At 70.3% G+C, this 11,519-nt stretch carries 18 protein-coding genes and 1 pseudogene; 11 read left to right on the top strand and 8 right to left on the bottom strand.

The window, feature by feature from the left end; genetic code table 11:
• Nucleotides 1-105: 105 nt before the first annotated feature.
• Nucleotides 106-552: a MarR family winged helix-turn-helix transcriptional regulator gene (locus tag OG285_RS14080; protein ID WP_356836399.1), complete on the bottom strand. Its 447-nt coding sequence runs from the start codon at nt 550-552 to the stop codon at nt 106-108.
• Between the two features lie 213 nt (nt 553-765).
• Between OG285_RS14080 and OG285_RS14085 the strand changes: the two genes are divergently transcribed.
• Complete coding sequence (locus OG285_RS14085) at nt 766-1,311, top strand: carboxymuconolactone decarboxylase family protein (RefSeq protein WP_356836371.1); 546 nt, start codon at nt 766-768, stop codon at nt 1,309-1,311.
• On the opposite strand, the gene OG285_RS14090 is transcribed toward OG285_RS14085, so the two are convergent.
• Nucleotides 1,295-1,537 carry an ATP-binding protein gene (locus tag OG285_RS14090; RefSeq protein ID WP_371793529.1) on the bottom strand — a complete coding sequence of 81 codons (243 nt, stop codon included), beginning with the start codon at nt 1,535-1,537 and terminating at the stop codon, nt 1,295-1,297. The two genes, OG285_RS14085 and OG285_RS14090, sit on opposite strands and share 17 nt — an antisense overlap.
• Here OG285_RS14090 and OG285_RS14095 point away from each other — a divergent pair.
• Complete coding sequence (locus tag OG285_RS14095) at nt 1,479-1,889, top strand: peptidase inhibitor family I36 protein (RefSeq protein WP_371791128.1); 411 nt, start codon at nt 1,479-1,481, stop codon at nt 1,887-1,889. The genes OG285_RS14090 and OG285_RS14095 overlap by 59 nt on opposite strands.
• 401 nt (nt 1,890-2,290) lie before the next feature.
• Here OG285_RS14095 and OG285_RS14100 read toward each other — a convergent pair whose 3' ends face one another.
• From OG285_RS14100 to OG285_RS14110, 3 genes are read right to left on the bottom strand one after another with little or no spacing between them, the layout of a single operon-like run.
• Nucleotides 2,291-3,142 carry a helix-turn-helix transcriptional regulator gene (locus OG285_RS14100; RefSeq protein ID WP_356836365.1) on the bottom strand — a complete coding sequence of 284 codons (852 nt, stop codon included), beginning with the start codon at nt 3,140-3,142 and terminating at the stop codon, nt 2,291-2,293.
• 25 nt (nt 3,143-3,167) lie between these two features.
• Nucleotides 3,168-3,701, bottom strand: a complete 534-nt coding sequence (locus OG285_RS14105; RefSeq protein WP_371791129.1) for a DUF6879 family protein — start codon at nt 3,699-3,701, stop codon at nt 3,168-3,170.
• Complete coding sequence (locus tag OG285_RS14110) at nt 3,673-3,933, bottom strand: hypothetical protein (RefSeq protein ID WP_356836361.1); 261 nt, start codon at nt 3,931-3,933, stop codon at nt 3,673-3,675. Before OG285_RS14110 ends, OG285_RS14105 begins: the two co-directional genes overlap by 29 nt.
• A 227-nt stretch (nt 3,934-4,160) precedes the next feature.
• Between OG285_RS14110 and OG285_RS14115 the strand changes: the two genes are divergently transcribed.
• From OG285_RS14115 to OG285_RS14125, 3 genes are all read left to right on the top strand, one after another.
• Entirely contained in the window at nt 4,161-4,391 is a 231-nt protein-coding gene (locus OG285_RS14115) for a hypothetical protein (RefSeq protein ID WP_371791130.1), read from the top strand.
• Nucleotides 4,392-4,619: 228 nt separating this feature from the next.
• Complete coding sequence (locus OG285_RS14120; RefSeq protein ID WP_356836357.1) at nt 4,620-5,120, top strand: hypothetical protein; 501 nt, start codon at nt 4,620-4,622, stop codon at nt 5,118-5,120.
• A gap of 32 nt (nt 5,121-5,152) precedes the next feature.
• Nucleotides 5,153-5,290 (top strand): hypothetical protein, encoded by a 138-nt coding sequence (locus OG285_RS14125; protein ID WP_356836355.1) that lies wholly within the window; start codon nt 5,153-5,155, stop codon nt 5,288-5,290.
• A 120-nt stretch (nt 5,291-5,410) separates the two neighbouring features.
• On the opposite strand, the gene OG285_RS14130 is transcribed toward OG285_RS14125, so the two are convergent.
• Nucleotides 5,411-5,671 carry a hypothetical protein gene (locus OG285_RS14130; RefSeq protein WP_356836353.1) on the bottom strand — a complete coding sequence of 87 codons (261 nt, stop codon included), beginning with the start codon at nt 5,669-5,671 and terminating at the stop codon, nt 5,411-5,413.
• Nucleotides 5,672-5,715: 44 nt separating this feature from the next.
• Between OG285_RS14130 and OG285_RS14135 the strand changes: the two are divergent.
• From OG285_RS14135 to OG285_RS14155, 5 genes and pseudogenes are all read left to right on the top strand, one after another.
• A pseudogene (locus tag OG285_RS14135) lies at nt 5,716-5,856 on the top strand (DUF397 domain-containing protein); the annotation flags it as partial.
• A 57-nt stretch (nt 5,857-5,913) separates the two neighbouring features.
• The gene (locus OG285_RS14140; RefSeq protein WP_356836351.1) at nt 5,914-6,603 is read left to right on the top strand and encodes a 1,4-alpha-glucan branching protein; all 690 of its coding nucleotides are present in this window, start codon (nt 5,914-5,916) and stop codon (nt 6,601-6,603) included.
• A gap of 163 nt (nt 6,604-6,766) precedes the next feature.
• Nucleotides 6,767-7,654 carry a polysaccharide deacetylase family protein gene (locus OG285_RS14145; RefSeq protein ID WP_371791131.1) on the top strand — a complete coding sequence of 296 codons (888 nt, stop codon included), beginning with the start codon at nt 6,767-6,769 and terminating at the stop codon, nt 7,652-7,654.
• A 94-nt stretch (nt 7,655-7,748) separates the two neighbouring features.
• The gene (locus OG285_RS14150) at nt 7,749-8,633 is read left to right on the top strand and encodes a helix-turn-helix domain-containing protein (RefSeq protein WP_371791132.1); all 885 of its coding nucleotides are present in this window, start codon (nt 7,749-7,751) and stop codon (nt 8,631-8,633) included.
• A gap of 75 nt (nt 8,634-8,708) precedes the next feature.
• Nucleotides 8,709-9,503, top strand: a complete 795-nt coding sequence (locus OG285_RS14155) for an alpha/beta fold hydrolase (protein WP_371791133.1) — start codon at nt 8,709-8,711, stop codon at nt 9,501-9,503.
• Nucleotides 9,504-9,514: 11 nt separating this feature from the next.
• Here OG285_RS14155 and OG285_RS14160 read toward each other — a convergent pair whose 3' ends face one another.
• Nucleotides 9,515-9,979, bottom strand: coding sequence for a MarR family winged helix-turn-helix transcriptional regulator (locus OG285_RS14160; protein ID WP_371791134.1), 465 nt, complete (start codon nt 9,977-9,979; stop codon nt 9,515-9,517).
• A 99-nt stretch (nt 9,980-10,078) separates the two neighbouring features.
• On the opposite strand from OG285_RS14160, the gene OG285_RS14165 reads away from it, so the two are divergent.
• Entirely contained in the window at nt 10,079-10,450 is a 372-nt protein-coding gene (locus OG285_RS14165; RefSeq protein ID WP_371791135.1) for a VOC family protein, read from the top strand.
• A 67-nt stretch (nt 10,451-10,517) separates the two neighbouring features.
• Here OG285_RS14165 and hemB read toward each other — a convergent pair whose 3' ends face one another.
• Entirely contained in the window at nt 10,518-11,507 is a 990-nt protein-coding gene (gene hemB, locus OG285_RS14170; RefSeq protein ID WP_356836339.1) for a porphobilinogen synthase, read from the bottom strand.
• Nucleotides 11,508-11,519 lie beyond the last annotated feature (12 nt).

An 11,519-nucleotide genomic window follows, 5' to 3' on the forward strand; every position in this document is an offset into this window, starting at 1 on the left:
CGGCGCCGCTGAGCCGGCGCCACTGACCCGGCGCCACTGACCCGGCGCCGCTGAGCCGGCGCCACTGACCCGGCGCCACTGACCCGGCGCGACTCCCGACACCGCTCACCCGCCGAACCACCCCGCCACATCCACCCGGAAGCCGCCGCCCGGCACCGCGCCCGGGACGAGGGCCCGCAGGTCGGACTCCAGCCCGGCGAGCCGTTCCGGACCCAGGACCCGCGCCCACTGCGCGTACAGCTCGTCGAAGATCTGCCCCGACCGCACCAGCACCTCCACCCCGCGCGCGGTGAGCAGCACCAGCTTGCGCCGCCCGTCGGCGGGGTCGGCGGCCCGCTCGGCGTACCCGAGCTCCTCAAGGCGCTCCACGGTCTTGCCCGCCGCCTGCTTGGAGACCCCGAGCCTGCGCCCCATCTCGCTCGCCGTCGCGCCCCGCACCCCGATCGCCTGCAACGCGAAGCCGTACGCGGGGCGCACGTCGGGGTGCCCCTCCTCGGCAAGGCGCGCATGGAGCTGGTCGATGGCCGAGCGGAACCCGGCGAACAGCAGCATCGGCAGCTCGTACCCGCGCCCGTCCGCCGCACTCACCGCCGCGTCGTCCGCCGCCCCCCGCCCGACGCCGCGCCGAGCCGTTCGCCCGGCCCCATGTTCAGCTCCGTGCTCAGCTCCGTGCTCAGTCATGGTGCGGCCCGCCCTTGCGAAACTCGACAACCTGGTTTACGTTTTCGTCAATCACGTTGTCGAGTTTAGAGCGAAGGACCAGCCATGACCATTACCGCCTTCCCCGGCCACACCGTCGAGTCCGCCCCCGCCCCCGCCCGCCGCGCCATGCAGGCCACCACCGACCGCCTCGGCTACCTCCCGTCCCCCGTGGCCCGGATGGCCACCTCCCCGCAGACCCTCGACGGCTTCCTGAAGCTCAGCGGGATCTTCGAGTCGACCACCCTCTCCCAGCTGGACCGCGAGGTCCTCATCCTCACGATCGCCACCCGCAACGAGTGCCACGTCTGCGTGGCCATGCACACGGCGAAGCTCACCGCGATGGAAGCGGACACCGGCCTCATCGAGGCCCTGCGCACCCAGAAGCCGCTCGCGGACGGGAAGCTGGAGGCGCTGCGCACGTTCACGCTGGAGGTGCTGGCGACCGCCGGGGCGGTCGCGGAGCCGGAGCTCCAGGCGTTCCTGGCCCACGGGTACACCACCCAGAACGCCCTGGAAGTGGTCCTGGGCATCGGCACGTACACCCTCTCGACCTTCGCCAACCGGCTCACCGGCGCCCCGGTCGACGAGCGGCTCAAGCCGTTCGCGTAGGACCCCACTCGCACCACACGACCTTGCCGGGGCTGCGTCCGGCCACGCCCCACCGGTCAGCCAGCGCCTCCACGAGCAGCAGCCCCCGCCCGGACTCGTCGTACGACCTGAGCTGGAGCCGGTACCCCCGGCCGGGCGGAACGCTGACTAGTTGCGCGGCAGTAGCCATGACGTTCACGGGCGCACAAGCTTCGGCGGAGCCACACGAGTCGGTGCTCGTCACCAGGGGGCAGGGAGCGGACGCATGCCCCCGTGACGCCTTGTGTCTGTACGAGCACCGCGACTACAACGCGTCCGGACAGGGCGACATCTGGATCGTGAAGAGTGACGTTCCAGACCTGGGCAAGTGGGGCGGCAGCAACGTCGTCAGCTCCATCGTCCTCAACTCCACGGACCCCGACTCGCGTGCCTACCTCTATGACCTGGCGACGCCTGGGCTGAACGGCGGGGTGGGATCGGTCTGGCTGAAGGTGTCCAACAGGGCAAGGATTCCAGACCTGCGCGAAGTGCTCGTGTACGAGAAGAAGCTCGTCGAGCAGCCCGGCTACAACGACACCGTCGTCACAGACACGGCGTGACGCAACTACGACAACCGCATCAGTCAAGTGAGCTGGGGGAAGAAGCTCAACCCCAACTACAAGCCCCCCGTGGCCAAACCACTCCTCGATTACGACCCGAACGGAAACCTGAACCTCTCGGAGTGCTTCGCCAACAACACCTGCTGAGCGCGTAGGAACCCCCGATGCCCCTTGGCGTGGCGTCGGGGGGCCCGCATCTGACATCCAGGTTCTCACCGGGGCCGGGGCGGGCAGCCAAACGCCCCTGGCACGGGAGATTCCCGCGCCAGGGGCGTTTGGCTGCTGAGCCGGAAAGTTACGTCACCTTCGTGTGCCACTTCCCGCGGGCGAGGATGGTTGTCCCGTCCGGCTGGAACAACATGGCCGGCGCACTCGTGTGCTTGGCGCACGAAAGAGCTGCCTCAGCGGAGGGCTTCGATGGCTTTCACTATGAGGGACCGCGCGGTCGCGCCGTACACAGCCATCCCGCGCAGCTCTTCGAACGCCTTGAGGTACAACGCGATTTCTGACGGCTGCGTGATATTCACCTGGGCCGATAGCAGCTCGACGGAGACCAAAGTGTCGTCATACACGTTGAACATCTCCTGTGGCCACAGGGGGCGTTCTGACGTTGCCATAGGGATGACGCCGAGAGATACGGCCGGCAACGCACCAGCAGTCAGTAGCTGCCCCAGCTGGGCGGCCATGGCGTCGGCGTCGCCCAGCTGGTAGCGCAACGCTGCCTCCTCGATGAGCAGGAGGAAGTGATGCCCCGACTCGTGGATGATCTGCGAGCGCTCCAACCGCGCGGCCGCTGCTTCCGCCCCGTCGTCGGGAACATCGAGAAACCGGGCGTTCGCACTCAGGAGTGCACGCGCGTACCCCTCCGTCTGCAGGAGGCCCGGGAGCAGTGTCGGGGAGTACACGCGGAACGTACGGGTGGAGCGGTAGAGCTGGACGTAGCTGTCCTGTAGCTGCCTCAGCCCGGTGCGGGCCCGACGCCGCCACTCCGTGTACAGGGACTCGGCATGCCGTGATGCGGCGATCAGGTCGGCGACCTGATCCGTCGCGCTGCATGTGCGGCACCACAGGCGGATGTCCGTCGTAGACGGTGGTGTCCTTGCGTTTTCGATCCGCGATGTCTTGGCGTGATGCCATCCGCACTGAGCGGCCAGCTCGACGACGGTCAGCCCCGCGTCCTTTCTGAGGTCGCGCAGTCGCCGCGCCACGTTCTCGCGGGCTGCCTGGGCTGACGACGATGGGGAGATGGGCATGAGCTGGCCTGTTCAGTGCTTCCTGTTAACGGATCTCGTACTGGTCGTGCGGTGTTCCGCGCTCCCAGACTGCTTCGAACGCGTCAGCGCACTGCCTGACCAGTTTCGGTTCCGTGCGCAACTCCATTCCCCGTGGTGCCCAGTTGCCCTCACCGGTGAAGTGGTTGAAAAGCACCGACGAGCCGTCGAAGATCCACAGATCGCTACCCGGCAGCAGTAGCTCCGCGGCCCGGTGTCGAGGTAGCCATCGAACCTTCTCCCCGGCGTGCACGTTGACTGATGTGCCGGCGTGCTCGTACCGGATGTACTCGGTTACGGGCTCGGAGACCACGCGCGCCCGGCGAACGGTGACGCCGCGCTTGATGGCGCGGGAGATCAGGTCGACCCACGGCGTCCAGTAGGCCGAGCCGGGATCGGAGTCGCGTAGGCCGGTGCTCTGCCAATGGGTGAAGTCGGCGGCTTCGTCGCCCACGCCGTAGATGTCGCGCATCTCAAGGTGAACGGCGGAGTGCTGTGCCGCTTCCATCAGTTCACGAAAGTTTGGCTCGCTCTGCGGCATCGCATGCCTCCCTCAGCATCGGCACCAGGTGGACGGGAATTCGGATGACGCTCTCGTGGTCCGGGATGCCCTTCGCGTGTCCAGGTGCAGTGTTCTCCACACACTGCGCGCGGGTGGAGTCGTCTGCTGTGTAGCTCTGCAGGACGATGTCTGCGTTCTCATGGTCGACCCAGGCAGTCGGGGACCCGTTCTGCCCGGTGTTCGGATCGATCCCGATGAACTCTAAGTTCATGGTCACCCTCCGTGGCTTCACTGTGCGGAGATGTGCGTCAATCTTCTCGACCGGGCGCCATGGGTCAAGGTGGAAAGTAGCCAATCGTCCCAGTGAATTCGTCCAGGCGCACATTCATGCACACTGCTGGATCTCACGCACATCGCTTCCCTACGTTCGTGGGTAACGGCAGCCCGACTGTGCTTCTGCGGGCGGCCCATCGGCGCGGCACACCGAGGGGATGACTCATGAGTGATCTGGAAGCCCGGTCGGCACAGCAGTGGATCGATACCGGGTCGGGCCCTGGCCGCATGCAGGCTGTTGTCAACACGAGGGCGGTGCGGGCGGACGCCGGTTATCGGCAGTTTCTCGACCACGTCCGGAGCTGCCCTGACTCGTGCCGACTCGGTGTGAACTGCGCTATCGCCATCACCTTGCAGCACGCGTGGCGCGACGCGAAGAACATGGCGCTCTCGTGATCTGCGCGAGCTGTGACCGACCGATCCGGCCCGGCGAGCCGTCGCAAGAGTACGAAATCAGCAGCGGCACCGGGGCGGTCGCGGCGGTGCGCCTGCACGTCGCCTGCCCGGTCCGCGTCCGGTACGTGCGCCGCTACTGCCCATGAACTCCCGCCCCGACCGGATCTCTTGGCGGAGCCACCGGCCAGGGCGGGTCAATCCCCACCGGACACACCAGAGGAGATCACCGTGAGCGTACCTCCGAACCCTGGGCCCGACCCGTCCCCGATTCCCGTCATCGCCCGAGCGCTCATCACCGACGTGCAGTTCACCAGCTGCCGTAAGACCGTCATGGACGCCAACCCGGCCATGTCCCAGGACATGGCCGGTCGCATCCTCGAAGAGGCCCTGAAGTTCGTGGCCGCGTGCTCCCGGTACCCCGGGGTCGGCCTGGCGCCGTCGCGGATCGTGGACGAGGGATGGCACGCGCTGATCCTGCATACCGCCCTGTACGTAGAGCTGTGCGCATCCCTCGGCGGCACGTTCGTCCACCACTTCCCGGGGTACGACCCGACGAACTACGACCCGGAGATCCTGGACCGGACCCGTGAGGCTGTCGCCGCCCTCAGGTACACGGCGGACCCGGAACTCTGGGGGCCGCCAACTGATGAGCTGCTGGTGTCCGTCGCGGCGGGGTGCCAGCACTCACCGGATTGCACGATCGTCGTGCAGCCCAAGCCCAAGGGCTGATCGGTAGCCTGCGGAGAGAAGGGAGGCCGTACATGGAATGGACCGACCCCCGGTACGCGGAACTGGTGGCAGCGTGGGACGACACGCAGACGCCGGACTCACGCGACCCGGAGCCCCGGCCCGCGCGGGCATTCACCGCCCCGCCCGCCCCGGACACCACGCAGGATTGAGCACCGGGCCCCGGCCGCACACGGCCGGAGCTTTCTCGTCGCGATGTCCGCAGCAGCAGCCCGGAACACGCAACGAGCGCCCCCTCCCCACATTCGGGGGGCGGGGGCGGCTGCATGTGATCACGGGTTGGCAAGCTGCCACAGGGTGAGGGCAAGACCAATGACGCTGACCAGGGCGGCGATGGAGGGGAGCGGCCACCGAGACCGCTCCAGGGCGGAGAGGCGTTTCTCCTGGTCGTCCAGGCGCCGGTCTGTCTGGTCGCCCCGCTGGGCGGGTAGGGCGAGCGAGCCGTTCACTGTGGCGAAACCCTCGGCGACCGTGCCGCGGAGCTCGGCGAGGGCAACGGCGACGCCTTCCCGGCTCACCCCCGGCTCGCTCACTCCCCGCTCTTGGCGGTGTCGTCGCCCACCAGGCCGAGCCCGTCGGCAACTGCCTCGAAATCGCCACCCACCCCGCCGCCATCCACGTCCGTGACTCCAAGAACACCGGCGGTCCCACCCTCACCCTCGCCCCCGCCGCCTGGTCGGTCTTCGCCGGGTTCGTCGGCGGCACCGGAACCGCCTGATCCGTCCCGGGGCCGGTGGCAGGATGAACGCACGCCGACGGGAGAGGGACCGAAGACATGGCTGTCATCCACCGCACCACGCTCACCCCGACCAAGCTGGAACTGCTCGCCACCTGGCTTCCCACGCAGCCCTGGTACCTCGGCGGTGCGGACGCCAAGCCCGAGTTGACCAGGACGGGCGGCTTCCGGCTCGACGACCCGACCGGCGCGGTCGGGATCGAGTTCATGCTGACCACCGACACGTCCGGGGATGAGCCCGTCACGTACCAGGTGCCGTTCACCTACCGGGGAGCGCCGCTCGACGGCGCAGGCGACGACGCGCTCATCGGCACCACCGAGCACGGGGTGCTCGGCAAGCGCTGGGTGTACGACGGGACCCACGACCCGGTGCTCGTCGCCCAGCTGGTCGCCCTGATGGCCGGCGCGGCCGTGCCGCAGGAGCAGAGCCTCAGCAACACCCCGGACCCGACCGTCGAGGGCCACTTCACCGGCGCGGAACACCCCGTGGCGACCGGGATCGAGGCGGTGACGAGCGACCCGGACGGCACCGGCGTACGCGTACGGACGTCCAACACCTCCGGTCCCGGGCTGACCCTTCACATCAACCGTGTGGTCCGCCCCGGCCAGGACGCCTCCGCCCAGGACCTGGGCCGCGTCACGGGGGACCTGCCGCTGCCGGACGGTACGAAGGCGCGCACCCTGTTCGCGGCCGTACGCGAGACCGGCTCGGGCCCGACCGCCGCATAGACCCACCGAGCCCCGGCGCCCCGGCGCCGCCCGCCGGGGCGCCAGTACGGGTGGACTCCGCACCACGCCGGAGTGTCGGGGTCCGCCGCCTCCTGGATTCGTAGCATGATCCGACTCTCACTCCGGAGCCGGCATCGTGGTGTGGACAGGACGGACAGGGCACGTGTCATTGACTCGTCGGGCTGTAATCGCCGCCGTGGTGGCCGCCGGGCTGGCGGGATGTGACGCCAGGTCCGGTTCCGCGAGCGCGTCCCTGGCGAAGCGGACCACCCCGTCGGACATCGAACCGCCGAGCCGTGCTCCGCGCGCCGGCCGCAGGGCCACGCCCGAAGCGGCGGCGGCCCCGGCGTTGACCCGGGCGGCGGCGGTGGCCCGGTACGGATCGGCACGGCCGTCGGGCTGGGGCTTCGACGCGCCGGGCGTCCTGACCGCCCTGCCTCCGTCCCAGCGGGCCATCGCGCTGACCTTCGACGCGTGCGGAGGCCCCGGCGGCAGCGGTTACGACCAGGACCTGATCGGCTTCCTCCGGTCGAGGAAGGTACCGGCGACCCTGTTCATCAACTCCCGCTGGATCGACGCCCGTCCAGCGGACTTCCGCGAACTGGCCGCCGACCCGCTCTTCGAGATCGCCAACCACGGAACCCGGCACCGCCCGCTCTCCGTCTCGGGCCGCTCCGCGTACGGCATTCCCGGGACGCGCGACGCGGGCGAGGTCTACGACGAGGTCGCGGGGAACCACAGCAAGCTCACCCGGCTGCTCGGCCGGCCGCCCCGCTACTTCCGGTCCGGGACGGCGTACTACGACGATGTCGCCTCCCGCATCGTGGGCGCCCTGGGCGAGCGCCCGGTGAGTTTCACGGTCAACGGGGACGGCGGCGCGACCTTCACGGCCGAGCAGGTCCACACCGCCGTCGTGGCCGCCGGGCCCGGATCGATCGTGATCGGCCACATGAACCAGCCCACGGGCGGCACGGCCGAGGGCATCGCCACGGCGGTCCCCCGGCTCCTCGCGTCCGGGCACCGGTTCGTGCGGCTCTCCGACGCGCGCTGACCTGCCGACGCGCGCTGACCTGCCGAGGGGTCGTGCCCGGGGTGGGTGCAGCGCACCCACGCCCCGGCGTCCGTCCGCGGCTAGCGTGCCTGTCATGGAAAGCGGAACGGAAAGCGGGACGGAAAGCGGGACGTCCGGCGGGAACGAACTGGGTGACTACCTGCGTGCCCGTCGTGCGGCGGTCACGGCGGCCGACGCCGGTCTGATCGATGACGGCGCCCGGCGGGTGCCGGGGCTTCGGCGCGATGAGGTGGCGCTGCTGGCCGGGATGAGCACGGACTACTACATCCGGCTGGAGCAGGGCCGCGAACGGCACCCGTCCGAGCAGGTGCTGCGGGCGATCGCCGGGGCACTGCGCCTGGACGACGCGGCGGCCGCCCATCTCTTCCGGCTGGGCCTGCCCGCCTTCGGGACGGCGGCTGCCGCGACGACCGTCGCTCCGCAGTTGCTGCGGCTGATGGACGGCATGCGTGATGTGCCGGCCTTCGTGGTCGGGGCGGCACAGGACGTGCTGGCGGCCAACGCGCTGGCGCGTGAGCTGTACCGGGGTTTCGCCCGGTACGACAACCTGCTGCGGATGATCTTCCTCGATCCCTTCGCGCGCGAGTTCTACGCCGACTGGGACCACGCGGCCCGTATCGCGGTGGGCAACCTGCGGGCGTCCTCCTCGCAGTTCCCGCGGGACGGGCGGATCGAGCGGGTCGTCGGCGAACTGAGCGTGCGCAGCGCCGCCTTCGCGGGCCTGTGGGCGCGCTACGAGGTCCGCCCCCGTACGCACGAGGACAAGCACTTCCGGCACCCACGGGTGGGGGAACTGCGGCTGCACTTCGAGGCGCTCGCCGTCACCAGCGCCCCCGGACAGCACCTGTCCGTCTACAACGCGGACCCCGGCAGCGCCGCCGCCGACGCCCTGGTCCTGCTCGGCCGGCTGAGCGACGCGGAGAGCGACGACCTGACCGGCTCCCCCCTCGCACCGTGACCGGGCTGCCCAGCCCTTTCTGTCCCCTGTCCCGCCCCTGTCCCACCTGTCTCCACCGAAGAAAAGATGCCCGCCATGCTGCTTCCCCACGATGAGGCGGGCCGAGGCCGGCCCGTCGTCCTGCTGCACGCCCGTCCCACCGACCGCACCATGTGGCGCGCCCACCTTCCGCTGCTGGCCGATGCGGGCGTGCGGGCCATCGCCCTGGACCTGCCCGGCCACGGCGACGCACGCGTACCCGACGACGGCCGCGCGGTGGCCCCCTGGACGGACGTGCTCGACACCCTCGACCACCTCGGGGCCGAGGGCGTCGTCCTGGCCGGGAACTCCCTCGGCGCCCTGGTGGCGCTCCAGGCCGCCGTCACGGCGCCCGAGCGGGTCGAGGGCCTGGTGCTCGTCGGGTACCGGCCCCACGACCAACCGGCCTCCCCACAGCTGCGAGCCGCCTGGGACGCCGAAAGGACGGCGCTCGCCGCCGGCGACCTGGACGCAGCGGTGACAGCCGGCGTCGAGGCGTGGACCTCGCCCGGCGCGACCGGCGGAGTACGCGCTCACGCGGCCCGTATGCTCCGCGCCCGGCTCACCCAACAGCTCGCCCACGGCGAGCCGACCCTGGCGGCGGACCCGCTCGGCGAAGGGGGCGAAGGGACGGCAGCGCTGCGCACCCTGACCGCTCCCGCCCTGGTCGGCGTCGGTGAACACGACATGCCCGACTTCTTCGAGGGCGGCGAGGGACTGGCCCGCGACCTCGGCGCGGGCCGGACCGTGGTCATCCCCGCCGCAGGACACCTCGCGCCGCTGGAACAGCCCGCCGCGTTCTGCACCCTGCTGCTGGACTTCATCCGCCGTCTCCCGGAGCAGCGGCGCTGACCCCCTCCGGGTCACTCCTCCAGAGCCGCCGCGATGCGGTCGAGGTCGGCGAGGAGATCCGTGACGCGCTGCGGCGGGATCGCGCCGACCATGCGCTGTTCGACGGCGTACACGGCGGCCTGGACCGTGGCGAGGCGCGCCCGGCCCTCTTCGGTGAGGCGGGCGGGCCGGGCCCGGCCGTGATCGGCGGTGTCGGGGCGGACGATCAGCCCCGCTTCCTGCAGGCCCCGCAGGACGACGTTTCCGGACTGCCGGGTGACGAAGGTCGCGCGGGCGAGGTCGGCGTTCGACATGCCGGGGTGCAGGGCCAGCAGTTCGAGAGTGGAGTACTGCGGCACGGTCAGCCCTTGCCCGCGCAGCACCTTGTCCATGGCGCCGCGCAGGGCCGCCTGGGCGCGTTTGAGCAGATATCCCACGTGGCGGGTGACGTCGTCGCCCGTGGCGTGGAACGGATCCGTCGGCAGACTCTCCTCCATGTCAGCATTTTGACATAGCAATCCCCGGGGCCTAGCCTCCCCCTATGTCAAAGTCCTGACATAGAAATCCCGACTGCCACAGAAGAGTGAGGGAAACCCATGCCGGTTGCCATCGACGGCCCCGACTTCGTCGCCCTGCAGGTCCACGACGTGGAAGCCGCGGCGGTCTTCTGCGAACGGCACCTGGGTCTGCGCCGGGCCGCGGTCTCGCCCCCGCACGGGGTCGTGTTCGACACCAAGCCGACCCCGTTCGCCGTCCGCGCGCTCCTGCCGGGCGTCAGCCTCGCCGACATCGCACGACCGGGCCTCGGCGTGGTGATCTGGTTCCGGACCCCGGACGCCCACCGGCTTCACGAACAGCTCGATGCCGCCGGCATCAAGATCCTCACGCCGATGGCGGACAGCCCCTTCGGGCCGATGTTCTCCTTCGAGGGCCCGGAGGGATACACACTGACCGCGCACGGCGGCTGACCGGATCCCCACAGGGGACGAGGGCGCCGGGCGGTGGCGCTCGCTGAGCGCCACCGCCCGCGGCACCTCAGAGCCGGCCCGCGACCTCCGTCGCCCAGTACGTGAGGATCATGTTCGCGCCCGCCCGCTTGATGCCGGTCAGGCTCTCCAGGATCGCCTGGTCCCGGTCGATCCAGCCCTTCTCCGCGGCCGCCTCGATCATCGCGTACTCACCGCTGATCTGGTACGCGGCCACCGGCACGGACACCGAATCGGCGACCTTCGCGAGGATGTCCAGGTACGGTCCGGCCGGCTTGACCATGACCATGTCGGCGCCCTCGGCGAGGTCGAGCTCCAGCTCGCGCAGCGACTCGCGGGCGTTCGCCGGGTCCTGCTGGTACGTCTTGCGGTCGCCCCGCAGCGAGGAGCCGACGGCCTCGCGGAACGGGCCGTAGAAGGCCGACGAGTACTTCACCGTGTAGGCGAGGATCGACACGTCCTCCTTGTCGATCGTGTCCAGCGCGTCCCGGATCACGCCGACCTGGCCGTCCATCATGCCGCTGGGGGCCACCACATGGGCGCCCGCGTCGGCCTGGACCTGCGCCATCTCCGCGTACCGCTCAAGGGTCGCGTCGTTGTCGACCCGGCCCGACTCGTCCAGGACCCCGCAGTGGCCGTGGTCCGTGGTCTCGTCGAGGCAGAGGTCGGACATGATCACCAGGTCGTCGCCGACCTCGGCGCGCACATCGCGCAGGGCCACCTGGAGAATGCCCTCCGGGTCCGTGCCCGCCGTGCCGATGGCGTCCTTCTTGGCGTCCTCGGGGACACCGAAGAGCATGATCCCCGCGACACCCGCGGAGACGGCGTCGACGGCCGCCTTCCGCAGGGTGTCACGCGTGTGCTGGACAACGCCCGGCATCGCCGAGATCGGCACCGGCGCCCCGATCCCCTCCCGCACGAAGGCGGGCAGGATCAAGTCGGCCGGACGAACCTGCGTCTCGGCCACCATGCGGCGCATCGCGGGGGTGGTGCGCAGCCGCCGCGGACGGGCGCCGGGAAAAGATCCGTACACAGTCATCCTCAGTTACCT

The sequence above is a fragment of the Streptomyces sp. NBC_01471 genome, from assembly GCF_041438865.1.
Lineage (GTDB): Bacteria > Actinomycetota > Actinomycetes > Streptomycetales > Streptomycetaceae > Streptomyces.

What these genes read in the sequence shown, in the direction of transcription:
- OG285_RS14155 (WP_371791133.1), top strand. Translation starts at nt 8,709, where the DNA reads ATGCTGCTTCCCCACGATGAGGCGGGCCGAGGCCGGCCCGTCGTCCTG.
- OG285_RS14100 (WP_356836365.1), bottom strand. Translation starts at nt 3,142, where the DNA reads ATGCCCATCTCCCCATCGTCGTCAGCCCAGGCAGCCCGCGAGAACGTG.
- hemB (WP_356836339.1), bottom strand. Translation starts at nt 11,507, where the DNA reads ATGACTGTGTACGGATCTTTTCCCGGCGCCCGTCCGCGGCGGCTGCGC.
- OG285_RS14085 (WP_356836371.1), top strand. Translation starts at nt 766, where the DNA reads ATGACCATTACCGCCTTCCCCGGCCACACCGTCGAGTCCGCCCCCGCC.
- OG285_RS14110 (WP_356836361.1), bottom strand. Translation starts at nt 3,933, where the DNA reads ATGAACTTAGAGTTCATCGGGATCGATCCGAACACCGGGCAGAACGGG.
- OG285_RS14160 (WP_371791134.1), bottom strand. Translation starts at nt 9,979, where the DNA reads ATGGAGGAGAGTCTGCCGACGGATCCGTTCCACGCCACGGGCGACGAC.
- OG285_RS14080 (WP_356836399.1), bottom strand. Translation starts at nt 552, where the DNA reads ATGCTGCTGTTCGCCGGGTTCCGCTCGGCCATCGACCAGCTCCATGCG.
- OG285_RS14150 (WP_371791132.1), top strand. Translation starts at nt 7,749, where the DNA reads ATGGAAAGCGGAACGGAAAGCGGGACGGAAAGCGGGACGTCCGGCGGG.
- OG285_RS14125 (WP_356836355.1), top strand. Translation starts at nt 5,153, where the DNA reads ATGGAATGGACCGACCCCCGGTACGCGGAACTGGTGGCAGCGTGGGAC.
- OG285_RS14095 (WP_371791128.1), top strand. Translation starts at nt 1,479, where the DNA reads ATGACGTTCACGGGCGCACAAGCTTCGGCGGAGCCACACGAGTCGGTG.
- OG285_RS14105 (WP_371791129.1), bottom strand. Translation starts at nt 3,701, where the DNA reads ATGCCGCAGAGCGAGCCAAACTTTCGTGAACTGATGGAAGCGGCACAG.
- OG285_RS14140 (WP_356836351.1), top strand. Translation starts at nt 5,914, where the DNA reads ATGGCTGTCATCCACCGCACCACGCTCACCCCGACCAAGCTGGAACTG.
- OG285_RS14115 (WP_371791130.1), top strand. Translation starts at nt 4,161, where the DNA reads ATGAGTGATCTGGAAGCCCGGTCGGCACAGCAGTGGATCGATACCGGG.
- OG285_RS14165 (WP_371791135.1), top strand. Translation starts at nt 10,079, where the DNA reads ATGCCGGTTGCCATCGACGGCCCCGACTTCGTCGCCCTGCAGGTCCAC.